At 65.8% G+C, this 16,349-nt stretch carries 20 protein-coding genes; 11 read left to right on the top strand and 9 right to left on the bottom strand.

What is annotated here, in order from left to right; all coding sequences use genetic code 11:
- Nucleotides 1-44: 44 nt before the first annotated feature.
- Nucleotides 45-386, top strand: a complete 342-nt coding sequence (locus CHC05_RS12885; RefSeq protein ID WP_144022571.1) for a hypothetical protein — start codon at nucleotides 45-47, stop codon at nucleotides 384-386.
- Here CHC05_RS12885 and CHC05_RS12880 read toward each other — a convergent pair.
- The 3 genes from CHC05_RS12880 to CHC05_RS12870 all read right to left on the bottom strand — a co-directional run bounded on the left by CHC05_RS12880 (nucleotide 383) and on the right by CHC05_RS12870 (nucleotide 2,056).
- Entirely contained in the window at nucleotides 383-667 is a 285-nt protein-coding gene (locus CHC05_RS12880) for a GNAT family N-acetyltransferase (protein ID WP_089248215.1), read from the bottom strand. The two genes, CHC05_RS12885 and CHC05_RS12880, sit on opposite strands and share 4 nt — an antisense overlap.
- Nucleotides 668-715: 48 nt before the next feature.
- Nucleotides 716-1,387 carry an esterase/lipase family protein gene (locus CHC05_RS12875; RefSeq protein ID WP_089248213.1) on the bottom strand — a complete coding sequence of 224 codons (672 nt, stop codon included), beginning with the start codon at nucleotides 1,385-1,387 and terminating at the stop codon, nucleotides 716-718.
- 87 nt (nucleotides 1,388-1,474) lie between these two features.
- Nucleotides 1,475-2,056: a DinB family protein gene (locus CHC05_RS12870; protein WP_089248211.1), complete on the bottom strand. Its 582-nt coding sequence runs from the start codon at nucleotides 2,054-2,056 to the stop codon at nucleotides 1,475-1,477.
- Between the two features lie 59 nt (nucleotides 2,057-2,115).
- Between CHC05_RS12870 and CHC05_RS12865 the strand changes: the two genes are divergently transcribed.
- Nucleotides 2,116-2,634 carry a hypothetical protein gene (locus CHC05_RS12865; protein WP_089248208.1) on the top strand — a complete coding sequence of 173 codons (519 nt, stop codon included), beginning with the start codon at nucleotides 2,116-2,118 and terminating at the stop codon, nucleotides 2,632-2,634.
- A 6-nt stretch (nucleotides 2,635-2,640) separates the two neighbouring features.
- On the opposite strand, the gene CHC05_RS12860 is transcribed toward CHC05_RS12865, so the two are convergent.
- Nucleotides 2,641-4,155 carry a GGDEF domain-containing protein gene (locus CHC05_RS12860; RefSeq protein ID WP_144022570.1) on the bottom strand — a complete coding sequence of 505 codons (1,515 nt, stop codon included), beginning with the start codon at nucleotides 4,153-4,155 and terminating at the stop codon, nucleotides 2,641-2,643.
- A 193-nt stretch (nucleotides 4,156-4,348) separates the two neighbouring features.
- On the opposite strand from CHC05_RS12860, the gene CHC05_RS12855 reads away from it, so the two are divergent.
- From CHC05_RS12855 to CHC05_RS12840, 4 genes are all read left to right on the top strand, one after another.
- A complete protein-coding gene (locus CHC05_RS12855) occupies nucleotides 4,349-4,582 on the top strand; it encodes a DUF397 domain-containing protein (RefSeq protein WP_089248204.1) in 234 nt (77 codons plus the stop codon).
- 115 nt (nucleotides 4,583-4,697) lie between these two features.
- Complete coding sequence (locus tag CHC05_RS12850; protein WP_089248202.1) at nucleotides 4,698-5,564, top strand: helix-turn-helix domain-containing protein; 867 nt, start codon at nucleotides 4,698-4,700, stop codon at nucleotides 5,562-5,564.
- Nucleotides 5,565-5,592: 28 nt separating this feature from the next.
- Nucleotides 5,593-6,213 (top strand): TetR/AcrR family transcriptional regulator, encoded by a 621-nt coding sequence (locus tag CHC05_RS12845; protein ID WP_245870809.1) that lies wholly within the window; start codon nucleotides 5,593-5,595, stop codon nucleotides 6,211-6,213.
- 46 nt (nucleotides 6,214-6,259) lie between these two features.
- Nucleotides 6,260-7,348: an aldo/keto reductase gene (locus CHC05_RS12840; protein WP_089248200.1), complete on the top strand. Its 1,089-nt coding sequence runs from the start codon at nucleotides 6,260-6,262 to the stop codon at nucleotides 7,346-7,348.
- Nucleotides 7,349-7,548: 200 nt separating this feature from the next.
- On the opposite strand, the gene CHC05_RS12835 is transcribed toward CHC05_RS12840, so the two are convergent.
- Together CHC05_RS12835 and CHC05_RS12830 are read right to left on the bottom strand one after the other, a co-directional pair.
- Nucleotides 7,549-7,830 carry a CPCC family cysteine-rich protein gene (locus CHC05_RS12835; protein WP_089248198.1) on the bottom strand — a complete coding sequence of 94 codons (282 nt, stop codon included), beginning with the start codon at nucleotides 7,828-7,830 and terminating at the stop codon, nucleotides 7,549-7,551.
- Nucleotides 7,831-8,337: 507 nt separating this feature from the next.
- Entirely contained in the window at nucleotides 8,338-9,576 is a 1,239-nt protein-coding gene (locus CHC05_RS12830) for a hypothetical protein (protein WP_144022569.1), read from the bottom strand.
- A gap of 206 nt (nucleotides 9,577-9,782) precedes the next feature.
- Here CHC05_RS12830 and CHC05_RS12825 point away from each other — a divergent pair, with 206 nt between their 5' ends.
- The 4 genes from CHC05_RS12825 (at nucleotide 9,783) to CHC05_RS12815 (ending at nucleotide 14,003) form a co-directional block, all read left to right on the top strand.
- Entirely contained in the window at nucleotides 9,783-10,901 is a 1,119-nt protein-coding gene (locus CHC05_RS12825; protein ID WP_089248194.1) for a pentapeptide repeat-containing protein, read from the top strand.
- Between the two features lie 242 nt (nucleotides 10,902-11,143).
- Nucleotides 11,144-13,015, top strand: coding sequence for a hypothetical protein (locus CHC05_RS40685; protein WP_144022568.1), 1,872 nt, complete (start codon nucleotides 11,144-11,146; stop codon nucleotides 13,013-13,015).
- A 180-nt stretch (nucleotides 13,016-13,195) separates the two neighbouring features.
- A complete protein-coding gene (locus tag CHC05_RS12820; RefSeq protein WP_089248192.1) occupies nucleotides 13,196-13,690 on the top strand; it encodes a nucleoside-diphosphate kinase in 495 nt (164 codons plus the stop codon).
- A gap of 40 nt (nucleotides 13,691-13,730) precedes the next feature.
- On the top strand, nucleotides 13,731-14,003 hold the full coding sequence (locus CHC05_RS12815) for a hypothetical protein (protein ID WP_144022567.1): 273 nt from the start codon (nucleotides 13,731-13,733) through the stop codon (nucleotides 14,001-14,003).
- Nucleotides 14,004-14,005: 2 nt separating this feature from the next.
- On the opposite strand, the gene CHC05_RS12810 is transcribed toward CHC05_RS12815, so the two are convergent.
- The 3 genes from CHC05_RS12810 to CHC05_RS12800 form a co-directional block, all read right to left on the bottom strand.
- Nucleotides 14,006-14,407, bottom strand: coding sequence for an NUDIX hydrolase (locus CHC05_RS12810; RefSeq protein ID WP_089248188.1), 402 nt, complete (start codon nucleotides 14,405-14,407; stop codon nucleotides 14,006-14,008).
- Complete coding sequence (locus CHC05_RS12805; protein WP_245870808.1) at nucleotides 14,404-15,003, bottom strand: NUDIX hydrolase; 600 nt, start codon at nucleotides 15,001-15,003, stop codon at nucleotides 14,404-14,406. Before CHC05_RS12805 ends, CHC05_RS12810 begins: the two co-directional genes overlap by 4 nt.
- A 128-nt stretch (nucleotides 15,004-15,131) precedes the next feature.
- Nucleotides 15,132-15,482 (bottom strand): GntR family transcriptional regulator, encoded by a 351-nt coding sequence (locus CHC05_RS12800; RefSeq protein ID WP_089248184.1) that lies wholly within the window; start codon nucleotides 15,480-15,482, stop codon nucleotides 15,132-15,134.
- Nucleotides 15,483-15,577: 95 nt separating this feature from the next.
- Between CHC05_RS12800 and CHC05_RS40680 the strand changes: the two genes are divergently transcribed.
- Complete coding sequence (locus CHC05_RS40680) at nucleotides 15,578-15,871, top strand: hypothetical protein (RefSeq protein WP_144022566.1); 294 nt, start codon at nucleotides 15,578-15,580, stop codon at nucleotides 15,869-15,871.
- Nucleotides 15,872-16,349 lie beyond the last annotated feature (478 nt).

The following is a 16,349-nucleotide window of genomic DNA, read 5'->3' as shown; positions in this document are numbered from 1 at the left end:
TGGAAGTCGGCGCGGCGGCGGCCAGTGAGCCGCAGGCCGGCCCCGTGACACTCGCATCGCTGGACTATGACTTCGGCGACCCCCTGGAACCTCCGCGCGACGCCGACGCGACCGGCCACCGGCCGTACAAGATTGCCCTGCTCCTGCGCGCCGGCACCGAGGCGACGGTGACGATCCCGGCCGCCTACCGCGACCGCGCCAAGCTGACCTACTCGCCCGGCAGCGACCACAGCGTCAGGTTCGTCGCGTGCCCGACGAGCCCGGACGGAGACTCGGACTTCGCCGGCGGCATCGCCATCCGCGGCCCGGTCTGCCTGCCCGTCGACATCACGTCCGCCGGCCGCACCTGGCGCCTCCAGCTGGAGTTCGGCGCCGACGTCTGCTAAGCGGTCAGTGTGATCCAGTAGCGCCGTACCCGCACATCCCCGGTCTCCCGGATGCCTTCGAGCACGCCGCCGTTGCGTTCGATCGTGCGGGCCGAGGCCACGTTGTCGGCGAGACAGGGGATCAGGACGCGGTCCAGGCCCAGCGTGGTGCGGGCCTCCCGCAGCATCTCGGCCAGGGCCCAGCTCGCCAGCCCGCGCCGGCGCGCCGACGGGCGGATGCCGTAGCCGATCTGGCCCAGGTCGTCGTCGTACCGGTGCCGCAACGCGATCCCACCGAGCACCTGGGCGCGGCCCGCCGATGTCGACGAGCCGCGCCCCGCGTTTGCCCGCTAACCCGCGATGAAGTTGCGGACCTGGGTCAGGACGCTCGTGTTCGTGAGGTAGCCGAGGTGGGTCACGCACCCCGGGTTCGTGTTGGTCGCGCCGGTCAACCGCGTGCTCGTGTACGGGAGGATGACGCCGTCGCAGGCGGAGTACCAGGTGCGGTAGGCGGCGCTGCCCGGCGTCTCGTCACCGTCGGCGAGGTCGAGCAGGAACAGCGAGCCCGGATACATCTCGATGCACGACACGTTGATCAGACAGGCGCCGGCGAACGTCGTGCCGTGGTTGGCCCCTGCGAGCGACGCGACGTGGCTGACGTTGCCCGAGCCGCCGAGCTCCTCCAGGTACCACCGGGTCACCAGGCCACCCATCGAGTGGTTGACGATCGCCACCTTTGACTGGCCGGTCTGGGCCTTGACCTGGTTGACGAAGCTGGCGAGCCCGGCCGCGCTGACCTGGTTGGACCCGGCCCAGTTGTAGTTGTACGTGTAGAGCCGGCTGAACCCGCCGGCCCGGAACACGCTGAGCGCGGTCGTCCAGTTGCTGGCACTGCCGGTGTAGCCGTGCACGAAGATGACGGGCGTCGAGGTGGCGGCCTGCGCGGGCGCCGGCGCGACGACCAACGCGGCCGCGGTGGCCAGCGCGGCGCAGGCGGCGGCCAGTCGCTTGTGGATACGCATGGACAACCTCCGGGGTGCGGGGGACCTGTGCGACGCATTCTGCGAACAACGTCGATCCCTCCGCATCGGCAAGATTGCCGGTTCTGCTCACTGGCCGATGCGGCCGTCGATTCGCTCGCGCAGCAGGTCGACGTGGCCCATGTGGCGGCCGTACTCCCAGACCATGCCCACCAGCGCCTCCCGTAGCGACATGGCTCCGCCGCCGCTGCCGTGCTGGTTCAGCGGGTCGTCACCGGTGACGTCGAGGCTCGGCGCCTCGGCCACGTACCGCGTCGAGAAGTCGACCTCCGCACGCCAGGCGTCCCAGGCCTCCTCGACCAGCTTCGCGTCGGCCACAGCGTCGTCGAAGTCGCCGTCGCGGTTGGTGTCGGAGACGAACAGGCGGGGTACGTCCTGCCCGGCCATCATCGTGCGGAACGTCGACCGTTCGACCTCGGCCAGGTGGCGCACCATGCCGAGCAGCGACATGGTCGACGGCTCGACGGACCGCCGCGCCATTTGCTCAGCGTCCAGCCCTTCGCACTTCATCTCCAGCGTGAGGCGGGCGGTGCGCAGGGCCTCGACCAGCGTGGTGCGCTCGTCGCCCAGCGAGGGCCCGTGCTCCCGTGGGTCGTCGTCGGAGGGTTTGCCGTCCGCGGTGAACATGTCGGCGCGTCGAGAGGTAGCCATGGCCGCATCATCGAGGCCGCCCTTGCCGGGCGACAACTCATTTGTTTAGGTTGCCGGTCATGAGCCGGGTCCTGCGCGCCGCCATCGCTGTGGCACTCGCCGCGACCTGCGTCGCGTGCGAAGCGGAGCAGCGTGCGCCGTTGCCACCGGCCCTGGCCGCCGAGCTCGCGACCGTCGTGGTCGACGCCTTCGAGACCGATCGCGCGGCGGCGACCGCGTTGCTGCCCCCCTACCACGGACCGCTGGTGTGCGTCGCGGAGCCCTTCGGCGTCGACCCCGTCACCGCGACCGCGGCGGCCGACGTCACCACCATCTACACCGCGCTCTTGTGCTCGGTCCGGGAAGAGGGCGTCCCGTTCGCCGAGGCTTTGGGCGTCTCCTCGACGGTCGCCGTGCACCGCACGAACCCGGTCACGGTCGAGGTCCCGGGAGACGGGGCGGCCAACCAGCCGGACAGAGAGCGAATCTTCCCGGAGGACCTGCACGAGCGGACGTTCGAGGGCTTCCGCGACCCACCGGCCGCCCAGCGGGAGCTCGCCACCCGCTTCGCGGAGCAGAGCCAGAGCCAGAGCCGCTAGCTCAGCTCAGATCGGGCTCAGCTCGGACGGCGGCGCGACCTGCTCGGGGGTCGGCTCCGGGCGGGGCTCGTACGCCGCGACGCCGCCACCGCGCCGCTTGGCCACGTACATGGCGATGTCCGCGGTTCGCAGCAGTTCGCCTGAGCCCGCGTCGGCCAGATGCGTGCCGGAGACGCCGATGCTGACCCCGAGCCGGATCTGCTTGTCGCCGAGGTGGGACGGGCAGGTCACCGCCACGTGGATGCGCCAGGCCAGGTCGGCGGCCTCGGCCAGGGTGGCGCCGGGCAGCAGGATCGCGAACTCGTCGCCGCCCAGCCGGGCCAGCACCTGCTGCGGCGTGAGCACCACCTTGATGCGGTCGGCCGTCTGGGCCAGCACCTGGTCGCCCGCGGCGTGGCCGATGCTGTCGTTGACCTCTTTGAAGCCGTCGAGGTCGAGCAGCAGCAGCGTGGCCGGCGTCGCGAGCGCGTCCAGGTGCTCGTAGAGCGCCCGCCGGTTCGGCAACCCGGTCAGGTCGTCGGTGCGGGCCTGCAGGTGCACGTCGCGCAGGTCGCGCAGTTCCCGGAAGGTCAGGCTGGCCCGGCCGAGCGCCGCCAGCACGCAGGCGGCCGCCAGCGTGGTGCTCAGCGCCGGCAGTCGGCCCGACTGGCCGATGGCCAGCAGCAGCACGCTGCTGACCGCGAAGAATGCGGGCACGGCGAGGGTCGCCCAGCCCACGATGGTTGGCGTGGTCGCCGCGTCGGACCGACGGCGAGGGGTTGCCGCCACGGGGGCGAACGCCAGCAGCACCGGCAGCGCGAGGGAGAGCACCACCAGCGAGCCGGGTTCGGCGAGCGTGCCGCCGGCGTGACCGAGCATCGCGAGGCCGTCCGCGATGCTGGCGGCGCCGAACGCGGCGACCACGAGCACATGGGTGCGGTTCAACCGGCGGCCGCCGAGGCTGCCGCCGATGACCACCAGGAGGATCAGGACCAGATAGACCAGGACACCGGCCAGGTGTACGCCGATGCGCCCGTTGCTGTCGCGGCCCGGTGCGCCGAGGCAGGCGAACGAGGCGATGCCCAGACCGGCGACGATGCCGTCGAACCAGACGCCGCTGTTGAACACCGGGCGGTCCGAGCGCAGCAGCAGGCCGACGAACAGATAGAGCAGCACGAAGCCGACCACCGCCAGGGCGTCGCTGGTCGACGTGTGGATCGGCTCGCCGGGCGAAAGGGCCGCCCAGCCAGCGCCGGCGACGGCGGTGGCCATCGCGGCTCCGGCGGCGGCCCAGGTCGCCTGCTGGACGCCGCCGCACCGCACCCGCCGGAAGAAGACGGCCGCGCACGCCGCGTAGGGAATCGGCACCAGGACGGCGGTGGCCGGGCCCGGTGCGCCGGCCACGACCAGCAACGCGATCAGCAGCAGGCTGGCGACGGCGGTGACGCGCAGCGCCTGGTCCACGCGGGGGCCGGGCGACTTCGGCATCCGGCCACCACCATCGCGGGACATATCGAGCATCTTCCTCGCGTGCACGGTCATGTCGCAAGAGCAAATGCACGTGCAAATGCGCCTGGTCCCAACCCGCGTGGGATCGCACGTGAGGCGTCTGCTGCGAATGTGGACATTCCACACGGGATGTTTAGGCGATCGTGCATCTTCCCGTGAGAATGCACGTGCATTAGGCTCCCGGTCGCGGGAAGACCCCCGTTGACCCCAACCGTCGAAGGTGGACATGAAGATCAAGAATGGCGTCGCCGCACCCGACCTCGGCGACGTGACCTGGGTGAAGAGCCGCCGCAGCGGAGCGCAGGGCAACTGCGTCGAGCTCGCCCGGCTGGCCGACGGCACGGTCGCCGTGCGCAACTCGCGCGACGCCGCAGGCCCGGCGTTGCTCTTCACTCCGGCGGAGATGACCGCGATGTTCGACGGCGTACGCGACGGCGAGTTCGACCACATCGTCGACTAGTCGGTCAGGTCACGGCCTGACGCATGATGGACCGGTAACCGAAGGGTCACGTAGGCTACCGGGCGATCTCGTCGATGCGACCCTCGACGAGCCTGTGCCGACCTCGAGGGACGATATGACCGCGCCGGACGCCGCCGTTGGCCCCACGGCCAGACGGATCGTCGTGGGTGCGCAACTGCGGCGGCTCCGCGAGGCGGCCGGTGTGTCCAGAGAGGACGCCGGCTACCACGTACGCGGCTCGGCGTCGAAGATCTCGCGCATGGAGCTCGGCCGGGTCGGCTTCAAAGAGCGCGACATCGCGGACCTGCTCACCCTCTACGGCATGGTCGACGAGGCCCAGCGCGAGCCCCTGCTGGCGCTGGCCCGCGACTCGCGCTCGGACGGCTGGTGGCACCGCTACGACGACGTGCTGGAGAGCTGGTTCGGCACGTACGTCGGCCTCGAGGAGGCGGCCACCACCATCCGCGCGTACGAGGTGCAGTTCGTGCCGGGCCTGCTCCAGACGGCCGACTACGCCCGTGGCGTCGTGGTCTCCGGCCTGCCCGAGACGGCACCGGCCGAAGTGGACCGTCGCGTCAAGCTCCGCCTGGAACGCCAGCGGATCCTGGACCGCACCCCGCCCGCGACCTACTGGGTGGTGCTGGACGAGGCGGCGCTGCGGCGACCGATCGGCGGGCGGGCGGTCATGCAGGGCCAGCTCAAGCACCTGCTCGACATCAGCGAGCGCCCGAACATCACGCTGCAGGTCATGCCGCTGCGGCGCGGCACCCACACTGCGGACGGCGGCTCGTTCAGCATGCTCCGGTTCGCCGACCCGGACATCCCCGACATCGTCTATGTCGAACAGCTCGTCAGCGCCCTCTACATGGACAAGCCGGAGCACGTGGAGCGCTACCGCCAGGCGATGGAACGGCTGACCGTCGCCGCCCTGTCACCCGTGGACACCACGGAGTTCCTGACCAAGCTGCGCACCGCGGGCTGACCGGTTGCCTCCGCGCTAGGCTGGACCGGTGAGTCCAAAAAGCGGAATCGCGGGTACGGAACGGCCGTTGACGCCGAAAGGTCTCGCCACCCGGCAGCGGATCGTCGAAGGGGCGGCGGCCGAGGTTCGGGAGCGTGGCGCCGTGGCGACGACGCTGGACGACGTGCGTGCGCGGACCGGCACCAGCAAGGGGCAGCTGTTCCACTACTTCCCGGACGGCAAGGACGAGCTGCTGCTCGCGGTGGCTCGGCACGAGTCCGAGCGGGTGCTGACCGACCAGCAGCCCCAGCTCGGCCATCTGACGTCGTGGCCCGCCTGGCTGGACTGGCGTGATCGGGTCGTCGCGCGGTATCTCGCGCAGGGCACCGAATGCCCCCTCAACAGCCTGATGTCCCAGCTCGGCCGCGGCACTCCCGGCGCCCGGGCGGTGACGTCCGAGCTCATCACCCGATGGCAGTGGGAGATCGCGACCGGGATCCGGTACATGCAGAGCATCGGCGAGGTCGACGCGGCGCTGGACGCCGACCGCTCGGCGGCCGCGCTGCTCGCCGGCATCCAGGGCGGTGTCGCCGTGATGCTCGCCACGGGCCGGATCGAGCACCTGGAGGCCGCACTCGACGTCGGCATCGAGGGCCTACGCCGCCGCTAGCGCTTTGGACTTGCGGGTCCATTTTTCGCGCGCCACGGTTGCCCGCATGAATGACTACTACCTGTTGGGTCGGTCCGGGCTGCGGGTCAGCCGGCTGGCGCTCGGCACGATGAACTTCGGGGTCGCGGGCTTCCATGCCGCGTACGGCAAGACCTCGGAGGAGGCGGAGCCGATCTTCCGGCGGTACGTGGAGGCCGGCGGCAACCTCGTCGACACCGCGGACTTCTACACCGCAGGGGAGAGCGAGCGCATCCTCGGCAAGCTGATCGCGTCCGCGGGCGTACGCGATCGCCTGGTGTTGACCAGCAAGTTCACCAACACCGTCGACCCGACGGACCCGAACGCCGGCGGCAACGGGCGCAAGCACATGATCCGCGCGGTCGAGGCGTCGTTGAAGCGGCTCGGCACCGACTACCTCGACCTGTACCTGCTGCACACCTGGGACCGGATCACGCCCGTCGAGGAGGTGGTCCGGACGTTCGACGACCTGGTCCGCGCGGGCAAGATCCGCTACGCGGGGCTGTCCGACGTGCCCGCCTGGTACGCCGCCCGCGCCCAGACCTTCGCCGAGGCCAACGCGCTGACCCCGATGATCACCGTGCAGCTGCCGTACTCCCTGGTGGCCCGCGACATCGAAGCCGAGTTCACCTCGATGGCCCAGACCCTGGGCCTGGGCCTGACGGCGTGGAGCCCGATCGGCGGGGGCCTGCTCACGGGCAAGTACCGCCGGTCCGGCGAGGGTCTGACCGGCGAGGGCCGGCTGGGCGGCGAGGGCCCCCAGCGCCCGGTCAGCGAGCGCGACTGGCGCGTGGTCGAGGAACTCGAGAAGGTCGCCGCCGAGCTGGGTCGGAGCATGGCCCAGGTGGCGGTCAACTGGGTGGCCACCCAGCCGGCGGTCGGCTCGGTCATCGTCGGCGCGAGCAGCGTCACCCAACTCGACAGCAGCCTCGGCGCGCTGGACTTCGAGCTCCCGGCGGAGCTGCGCGCCCGCCTGGACCAGGCGAGCGCACCGCAGTGGGGCCTGCCGTACCAAATGTTCACGCCCGAGTACCAGTCCTGGATCGTCAGCCCGGGCCTGGGCATCGGCGACAAGCCGGCGGGCTACCAGCCTCCAGTGTGGAACGCCGCCGCCTGACCGTGACCGGTTCGCGACGTGCTCTGACGGCCTGTACGCCGGGTGAAGCCTGGTGTCGCCGGCGTACAGGCCGAACCGCGGATCGCGGCTGAGGTCGTCCGGTGCGGCCGCAACAGGCCCGACGTCGTGGTCGCGCTGGACGAGGTGGTTGCCGGAACAGACCGACACCCGCGCATCGCCCGTGTCGCGGCCGGATTGGTTCAGGGGCACTCGTCGTCGCTCGGCGGTCGAACGTGAGGCAGGCGGCGCGGTTCGGAGGCGCCGACGCGGATGAAGTGTTCCCGGGCCATGGTCAGGCTCAAGCCGCGGTTGGGTCCGCCCCGAATCCGGTCGGCGTCGTGGTCGTCCTGGCCGTCGTCGTCCCAGAAGCACACGGGGCAGATCTCGTACATGCCGCGTTCGTCCAGCGTCAGGTATCCGCAACATGGGCACGCATACGGTCCGTCCCCACTGCGGCGCACGTTCACGAAGACGCCACCCATGAACTGATCTTCCCAGGGGAGGTGGAAAGCCAAGCGCAACAGCCGGGCGCTGGCCTGTCGTGGAGTCTTCCCTGATGCAATGTGAGAACCGAAGAGCCGGCTCCCCGTTCTGAGGAAACCGGCTCTGATCTGGTGGGCGATACTGGGTTTGAACCAGTGACCTCTTCCGTGTCAAGGATCGACCGGACTCGTCTTTGCTGCACCGATCGCCTTCTGACCTGCGAGAACGGTCCGACGGTATCCAGCTACGTCTGCGGACGTCCGGCACGGTTGTCACTCAGTTGGACCCTCACCCGCCGTGCGGCTACAGCCGAGCCGTCCCGTCCGTCGTCGACCTACCCGCAGGCAGCAGGCCCGGCAGGTAGGGCCGCGCCTCCGCGGACGTGCCGAACGCCCGCGCCCAGCGCTGGCGGTCTCAGCTCCGGTCTGCTCGGCTCGGGTCGGCTGCGGGCGGGACTCGACGGGCTCAGCCCGTTCGCAGTCGATTCACGCGCCTAGCTAGTCGTGTTACCGCTGCACAATCTCCTCACCGGGCGGAACCGACAGCTTGGCCCCGCTGGGATCGGCGTCTGCCTCGCTGGGCTCGCGGAGGGCAAGGTACGGAATTCCATAGAGAAAGAGATCCTCCGCTGGCTTCACGGCGACTCCGTTCCACAGGGTGGCCGAATGCTGATCTTCGGTAAGCGTGAAGCCAAGAAAGCCAACAAACGCGACCGTCGCAAGCAGTAGAGACACGAACAGATACGGCCCTAGTGGCAGGTCTATTTTTCCGCCGAAGAAGTCAATCGATTGAACGGCAACGCTTGAGGCGGACCATTCTGTGGCGAGCTGTCGGGGAACCGCTACCCATGCAAGAACATAGATGAGCCCGAAAAGACTAAGTCCGACCGCACTGAGAAGCCTCAGGAAATGGCGAATAGCGACCCACTTATACCGCCTCTGCATTACGACGGCCACGCGTCTCATGCTTGCGGCCGTCGACTCTTCCTTGCTGTAGATGTCCGCGAGCTGTGCGGTCGTCGCAGCAACATCGAGCGCCCTCTCGTGGTTTGCGCGCATCGAGTTAAGCTCACGAACAATGGCCGCGAAATCTAACGCCCTCCCCACGGTGGGTTCCACAGCACTATTAAGTATCGCACCAAAGTCGAGTTTCCAAATTCTTAGAACCAAAAGGAAGACCAGTGGCAGGCTCGAACAAAGCGCCAGATACGCGATCCGCGAACCAGACGCGCTGGCTAGCCGCCACGGGTCCTCCGTAAGGAGAGGAAGCAAGACGAAGATCAAAGCAAGGGGCACAAAGAACGGTATGTGTCGCGTCACCTTCACCGCGCCGAGTGCCCACCTACCGAGAGACACAATTAAGAAAGGGACACCGAACGTCAGCAGTGCCGAAGCCAAGTCGTCTTTATAGATAACGACGCCCAGGAGCACGCTCCACAGCGCAAAATATAGGAAGTAGGCAACGCCCGCAGTCGCAGCCCCGAGCCTCATTAGGACGGCCAAAACGACAAGAGATGCGAAGGTAAGAAGGACTGTCTGCCAGAAGACAAGACCTAAATGGAAGACAAAGTAGAAGTTTATTCCCAAAAGTATGCCTGATAGGATATTTTGGCTCAAAATGATCGAGAAGCGGACCGTGTCTGTCGGCTCGCCCTTGCAGACGCGCCCGAAGCCTCTTCTCCGCAATACCCGGATTGAAAGCGTCTTAAGTGATACTTCCTTCGAACTTTCGCCGGCATCATTCAAGTCTGTCCCCTTAGGACTCACTGCACAGCAACCCAACCGTGTTCCTACACGCAACGACGCAGGTCACGCAAGTACGTCACCTGACCGGTTCATTGCGCTACGCGCGCACCTCAGCGTCCGGTAGGGCGGCGGAACGAGAACTCCCCCAGTGGCGGCTAGTCGCTCAGCATGTACGAAGAAGGCGTAATCGCCTAGGGTACTCAAGCATGGCTCGACTGCCTCGCTGGTTTGCGAAACCCTATGAGGTCCTATCACTCAACACCTTCAAGGTCCGCCGCCGGTTGCGGCATGAGGTACCTGTATGGCTAAGACGGTTTGTCATCAGTTGTGCGGCCCTAGCAGCGCTGACAGGGGTGGCGCTCCTCATATGGCGCGGACCGTTTTGGTTTGATTCACAGCTTATCGAATCGATAAAAGATCCTGAAAAGAAGGCACAGGCCGTCACGACTAGCAGAACTACTTTATTGCAGATCGCCCTCGCTTTTGGCGGCCTGGCAACCATCGTGTTTACGGCACGAAGCTACCTTCTTACGCGGTCGGGGCAAGTCGCAGACCGGTATACCAAAGCGGCCACACAATTGGTGTCAGCCCACCCTGCCGAACGTATCGGCGCTATCTACGCCCTGTCGAGATTGATGCGAGACTCACCGCGCGACCACCGCGCCGTCGTGGACTTACTGGCTGGCTTTATTCGCGAAGCTAGACCGCGGGACGAATACATTGAAGACGGCGCCGACCTCGAACAAGATGGCACCTACGAATCTGGTTGGCATTGGGTTGGCGATCCTTTGCCGATCGACGTGCAAACTGCGCTCACAGCTCTGAACAAGCGGCCCCGTCGTTACGAATCTCCATGGATCCAATTGGGGCCCACAGATTTGCCGGGCGCCGCCCTACTTCATGGCTGGGTTGACAATCTCCATTTCGAAGGGTCGAACCTGCAGGGTGCGGACCTCGTCAACGCCCGATGCATTAAAGGTGTGGCATTGCACGAATGCGATCTCAGGGCCGCAAATCTCAGCGGTGCGCGGTTGCCAGCATCGCATATCTCCGGCGCCAACCTGGTTGGCGCTCTTCTCCGGTGGGCGGACCTACGTGGCTCCAGTCTGGATGGCTCGGACCTCCGCGGCGCCGCGCTGCGCGGTTGCAATCTGAAAGGCGCGTCGCTAGTGCAGACTGACCTTCGAGGCGTTGACCTAACCGAGGTGAAGGGCCTCACACACGAACAGCTTGCGCTTGCTGTGATCGACGACGGGACCCTTGTGCCCGCTTATCTCGGCAAACGCCGTCGAGGCGCCGTGCCAAGTGACCCAGAGGGGCAGTAGACGAGTAGAAGCAGAAGGCGGCGGTCATCACCGCTCCACCCACGACGACGCCGCGCCGGCTTAGACCGATTGGATCAAACGAGGGTCATAGCCCCCCACGCTGTACCCCATGAACGAGCACAACTCATGGTTCCTTGGAAGGCGGCGCCGACCAAGTTGGCCATCGAACGGTGACCAGGTCGCGTAACCCGATCGAGGTACTTGGACGCCGTGGGATGAGTTCGGTTAGATACGCTCAATAGATGGACGAAGTTGAGAGTGTTCAACCGGTCGCCCTGACACTACTTCGCCCATTTCTGTCGCTTACCATTGTCCAGATCGAGGCCGAGGACAAGCCGAGAGCGTTCGACCGCTTCATGGCGGAAGTCAGACGGAGAAGTCGAAGACGGCGCGACGACGTCCGCACTATTGTCGCGGACGGCATTGGCGAAGTCCTACGCAAGTCGCCCGACCTCTCTTGGCTATGCGACGATCTGTATCAGGTCGACGCATTCATTCTCCGCCACGACAAGCACCCCTCGTGGATGGCATCCGAGGTCCCGTATACCAACATCAGCTACAGACTGTTCCTTGGGCTGAGGCGAGATCGGTTGATCGCCTTCTACACAGATTTCGAATCAATCAAAGAGTCGATGCAGCGTTGGCTCGACCAGCCAGTCAGAAAACAGTACCAACGGATCCCAGAGGCTTTCTCAAAGGCAGCGTTCTTGCGCGGGAGTCAAACCCGGAGCATTTGGCTTCGCGGAATCCATTCGAAAAGGTCCACCAAAGCAGACACCAAGGCGCTGAGCGGCACCCGAGTCGAAGACCTACTAGTTCCAGGTGATGGCTCTTTCGCCATGAGCGCCGCTAGAGCGGATGTGCCTCGTGACGCTGGGCTCGTTGCGCTAAGAGGCACAGTTGGCGCCGCGCCGGACAAGTCTCGGATGTGGAGCTCGGGTTCTGAGGGGGTTGCCCACTTCTTCGCGCAAGCGAACGAAGCGCTTGTTCTCGTAGAAGAGGCGATGGCTGACCAAGCCGCCCCAGATGATCCCTATCCTTTGCTGGCTCAGCGAGAAGAGAACCTATCCTTAGTTACAAGCGCGTTCGACGTCTCGTTCTTGCAGCCAGAGGATTTGTCGGTGGTTGGCGTGAGCGAGGAGAGAGTGTCCGCCGCTGCGCTCTTGCAGCAAGCTCTCATTGAAGTAGAGGGCGATCCGAACTGCATGGATTTCCGTCTGCACGTAGGATTGGATGGTTCTCTAGGCGGAACATTAAAATGCCTTGTAAGGGAAGTTCGCAATAGGCTTGTCTGCAAGTTCGGTTTCGATGGCGATCCGACCAACCTGCCCTCTGTCCGGCCAATTCTCGATGCGCTCAGAGATCATGGCCAGGATCTGATGACCGCCCACTATCAGTCCGGACACGCCTTCCTTAACTCCCAGATGTGGAAGATGGAGATTCGGTCGGCAGCATTCCCGAACTGGAGATTTGAAGACTTCTCGGGCTATCGGGTAACAGCCGAGAAGCCCCTGATGGATCAAGATCGCGTAGCAAGCACGCAGGACATTCACGACGCGATTGGCGCCGAAGGCGATGACTCGCTGTTTGGGTGGGTAGTGAACGCCTATACGCATGGTTGGCTCACTTGTGACGACGGTGCAGGCGAAGTCTCTGACTTCGTCCACTTGGACCCGGCTGGCAAACTCACTCTTATACATGTCAAGGGCGCCGGCAGCATGAGCCCACGCAGGCAAATAGCCGTTGGGCCGTATGAGGTAGTGGCGAGCCAGGCTGTAAAGAACGTTCGCTACATCTCTGGCGAGCACCTGGAATTGCGGCTAGCGAGGCCTTCGATCGCCCGGCCCGCCTGTTGGACCGACGGTCGGAGGACAACTGATCGCGGCGAACTTCTGGAGATGCTGCGCTACAGGGGACCGCAAGACATCGCCCACGTAGCCATTGTGCAACCACATGTAACCCACCGGAGCCAGCAGGCCGCCCGTGCGCGTGCCGAGGTGGGCACTAATACGCCGGACGCTCTTCGAATGATGTTGCTGGACTCGCTCCTCTTTGCGGTGAGGGCTGCAGTGGTAGAACAAACTGGCGATCTGTTTGTGATCGGGAGTAGATGAGGTCGCCACGGAGGGCAACGCCGTACGCGGCGATCTTGCGCTGGCTTCAAATCGTCGAACCCGCATGGCGAACCAAACAGTGGCATCTGATACCTGCCTCCTGACCCCAGCAAGCGGATCCCTACGGACATCAGGCAAGCTGTAGGCGTTGCCCGATCTTCGGAACTCAGGAGCGAACACATGGCGGCGCTAGAGCGGACCCTCGTACTGCTGAAGCCAGACGCGGTTGCGCGCGGTCTGGTTGGCCGGATCATCCAGCGGTTTGAGGATGCTGGTCTGAAGATCGTCGGTACGAAGATGGTGCAGATTGACGCTGAGCTGGCGAAGAAGCATTACTTCGACTTGGAGGAGCGGTTCGGTAAGTCGGTCTTCGACGTGACCGCGAACTTCATGCAGACCGGGCCGGTCATCGCGCTGGTCTTGGAGGGCGTTGAGGCGGTCGTGACGGTGCGCCGTCTGGTTGGCGTGACCTTCCCGAACGAAGCTACGCCCGGCACGATCCGTGGCGACTTCGCGCACACGTCGAAGGCGTACACCGAGTCGAAGCACACGGCGGCCGCAAACCTTGTGCATGCGTCAGGTAAGCCGGACGAGGCGAAGTACGAGGTTGAGCTGTGGTTCGACGGCTCCGAGTTGCACGACTACCAGACGGTGGCCGAGAAGTTCCTCTTCTAGTGGTCGTGACGACGCGGTGCCGAGGCCGACTATCGGGGAGTTGCGGAAGCTGTACGACGAGGAGCTTTTCTACGAAGAGGAACGCTCCGCGGCTGAGTACGCCTACGCGCTCGCCGTGAGGCTGCGCGAGGTTGGTCAGACAGACGAGGCTCGGAAGTACGCGCGGGCGTGTCTCGGTCTGGCTGAGCGGCTGCCGTCTGCCAGTCTGGATCACGTTGTGTCGGGTCGGCAGTCGGTCGGTGGGGTGCCGTTACCGGACCACTTCCACGATGGCGTGGTCCGGTCTCGCTTGGCCGACTTGCTCGCCGACTGATGTCAGAGCAGCGCCGCGTCTAGATACTCCTGAACTGGCCCGTAGAACGGGTACGGCACATGCTTGGCGAGGGTTGCACGGTCGCACCACGCCACCTCGGCCAACTCTTCTTCGTCGGCGACGAACGCGGTTCCGTCGACCCGGTCGCAGGCGATGTAGTCCATGGTCCGGCCGGTGTTCGGGTGGACGCGGCTTCCCAGCGATTTCGTCGCCCGGACCGTCAATCCCGTCTCTTCGTTTGCCTCGCGGACCGCTGCGTCCTCATTGGACTCGCCTTGCTCGACTTCGCCGGCTGGGAACTGCCATGAGAGTTGGCCTTCGCTGACGCGGCGGCGGACGAGGAGTAGCCGGCCGTCGTCGATGATGACGGCAGCGGCGATGGTGGGTCGGGTTGGGTCGCTCATGGCTCCTCGTTCAGTGCTTGCTGTATGGGTGGGTAGAGGCGGTCAGCGGGTATGAAGTCGTTGACGCGTTGGCGGGGAATCCAGACCGCGTCGACGTTTTCGGCGGTGTCGCGGTTCTCGACGTGGCCGGTGAGGTAGAGGCAGAGGAAGTACTCGCAGAAGACGCCGGTGATGGGGTGGATGCGGCTTCCGAGTTCCCGGACCACTGAGGCGTGGATGCCTGTCTCTGCAAGGGTTTCGCGGATAGCGACGGTCCGGGAGTTCCCGCCTGGCTTGACGATTCCCGCGGGGAACTGCCAGGTGATGCCGTGCGGATCGTCTTCGCGTCGGCAGACGAGCAGGACGTCGGTCTCGCTGGTGACCACAGCGATCGCGACCGTGAGGCTTACGCCGCTGTGTGTTGCTTCGATTTCGGCCCGGTCGTCGGCGCGGAGCTGTCGCGCGAAGCGCACCTTGACCGACTCGTCCGCACGCTCGTAGGCGGTGTCAAGGGCTCGTTGGAGCTCGGGCCGGATGACGATCGCTGGCCGCTCGTGCCACGCCGCGACGGTGCGTTTGGCGACGCCGATGAGTGCGGCCATCTCGTCCTGTGACATGCGCAGTGCGGCTTGGAGCGCGGTGGCGTATCGGGCGGTCCATTGGTCAATGACGGTGTGCCGCGCGGGTTGGCTCATCGCGAAGCCTTGCGATCGAAGGCTGCGCGACGGCGGTCCATTGCGTGTGCCTAGTCGGCGACCGTTAGGTTTGTGCCGGCTGGGAAGGTCTCCGTGTCCCCTGACGCTCGGGTGACCGTTAGCGCCGTGCTCGATGTGACGCTGTCACCGCGGTGAAGCTTGACTTCCGGTGGCGTGTCGACGACGTAGGTGCCGTGGCCTTGCCGGACTTCGATCAAGCCTTCCTGGCGTAGGACCGCCAGGGCGCGGCGGACGGTCTCCCGCGCTAGGCCGAACTCGTCGTGGAGATCCTTCTCGGAAGGCATCCGACCGCCTGGCGGCAGGGTTCCGTTGCGGATGCGGTCACGCAACACCGCGGCGAGCTGCATGTATGCGGCGCCTTCGCGGGATGGCGTGATCATGAGATCACCGTACGTAGGTCCGCCTAGACGTCGGGTGGTATATTCGTCTAGACGTGTATGCGAGCTAATCGATCGGGCACGAAGGTGAGGGAAGCATGACGACAGAATCCACGTCCACCGGCGTCAATGGGTCTGACTGCCCTCCCTGGTGCGGCGCCAACCACTCGCACGGCAACGGGTTTCACGCGCAGTGCGTAGGCGAACTGCACTGGGACAAGGCAGAGCAGATCTCGGTGACGCTGACGAGATCAGCGAACGGCGACGGCGTCGAACTCGGCTACTACGCGCCCGGCCATGCGCCGGCCATCGCGTTCCTTAGCCGCGACGACGTCGGTAATCTGCATGACTACCTTGACGTCGCTTGGGAGGCGCTCCGTCCGCCTCGCTAGCGACGGGTGGCCAGAAGGCCCTGGGCGATTCGTCGTCCGGGGCCTTCCGTCTGTTCATCCGAGGACCAACTACAGCGTCACTGCATCAGACGTGCATCGGCGATGGTCTCTTGCCTCATCGGCGGCGCGGCCGTTTCTCGGTTGACTTGACCTCACCGTAACGACGCGCAACGGAAGGAGGTGAGGACACAGTGTTCGACTCAACGGCAACCGATCCGCGACGCGGGCGCGACGCCTGCCACGACCGGACCGACGCTGGTCGCCACGCGGGGGACCGGCCGAACATCCGGTCCGCAGCCGGTGCCTGGCCCCTGGACACGTAGGCCGCCCACGTCACGCGGCTGATCGGCGCACCCACTGATTGCAGGTACGCCAACACGTCGTCGGTGGTCCACCAGTCGGTAGGCAACTCGCCGGTCGTCTCGGCCATCACCGGGGAGCGTACGTCACAAGCACCCGCTCGTTCGCGGCGTACGCG

This window comes from Asanoa hainanensis, from assembly GCF_900188485.1.
GTDB lineage: Bacteria > Actinomycetota > Actinomycetes > Mycobacteriales > Micromonosporaceae > Asanoa > Asanoa hainanensis.
This window is presented reverse-complemented; position numbering and strand designations above follow the sequence as displayed.

Coding starts and splice junctions, on each gene's coding strand:
- CHC05_RS12840 (WP_089248200.1), top strand. CDS start 6,260: ATGAATGACTACTACCTGTTGGGTCGGTCCGGGCTGCGGGTCAGCCGG.
- CHC05_RS12810 (WP_089248188.1), bottom strand. CDS start 14,407: ATGAGCGACCCAACCCGACCCACCATCGCCGCTGCCGTCATCATCGAC.
- CHC05_RS12855 (WP_089248204.1), top strand. CDS start 4,349: ATGAAGATCAAGAATGGCGTCGCCGCACCCGACCTCGGCGACGTGACC.
- CHC05_RS12800 (WP_089248184.1), bottom strand. CDS start 15,482: ATGATCACGCCATCCCGCGAAGGCGCCGCATACATGCAGCTCGCCGCG.
- CHC05_RS40685 (WP_144022568.1), top strand. CDS start 11,144: ATGGACGAAGTTGAGAGTGTTCAACCGGTCGCCCTGACACTACTTCGC.
- CHC05_RS40680 (WP_144022566.1), top strand. CDS start 15,578: ATGACGACAGAATCCACGTCCACCGGCGTCAATGGGTCTGACTGCCCT.
- CHC05_RS12860 (WP_144022570.1), bottom strand. CDS start 4,155: ATGACCGTGCACGCGAGGAAGATGCTCGATATGTCCCGCGATGGTGGT.
- CHC05_RS12850 (WP_089248202.1), top strand. CDS start 4,698: ATGACCGCGCCGGACGCCGCCGTTGGCCCCACGGCCAGACGGATCGTC.
- CHC05_RS12835 (WP_089248198.1), bottom strand. CDS start 7,830: ATGGGTGGCGTCTTCGTGAACGTGCGCCGCAGTGGGGACGGACCGTAT.
- CHC05_RS12875 (WP_089248213.1), bottom strand. CDS start 1,387: ATGCGTATCCACAAGCGACTGGCCGCCGCCTGCGCCGCGCTGGCCACC.
- CHC05_RS12805 (WP_245870808.1), bottom strand. CDS start 15,003: ATGTCACAGGACGAGATGGCCGCACTCATCGGCGTCGCCAAACGCACC.
- CHC05_RS12870 (WP_089248211.1), bottom strand. CDS start 2,056: ATGGCTACCTCTCGACGCGCCGACATGTTCACCGCGGACGGCAAACCC.
- CHC05_RS12865 (WP_089248208.1), top strand. CDS start 2,116: ATGAGCCGGGTCCTGCGCGCCGCCATCGCTGTGGCACTCGCCGCGACC.
- CHC05_RS12820 (WP_089248192.1), top strand. CDS start 13,196: ATGGCGGCGCTAGAGCGGACCCTCGTACTGCTGAAGCCAGACGCGGTT.
- CHC05_RS12825 (WP_089248194.1), top strand. CDS start 9,783: ATGGCTCGACTGCCTCGCTGGTTTGCGAAACCCTATGAGGTCCTATCA.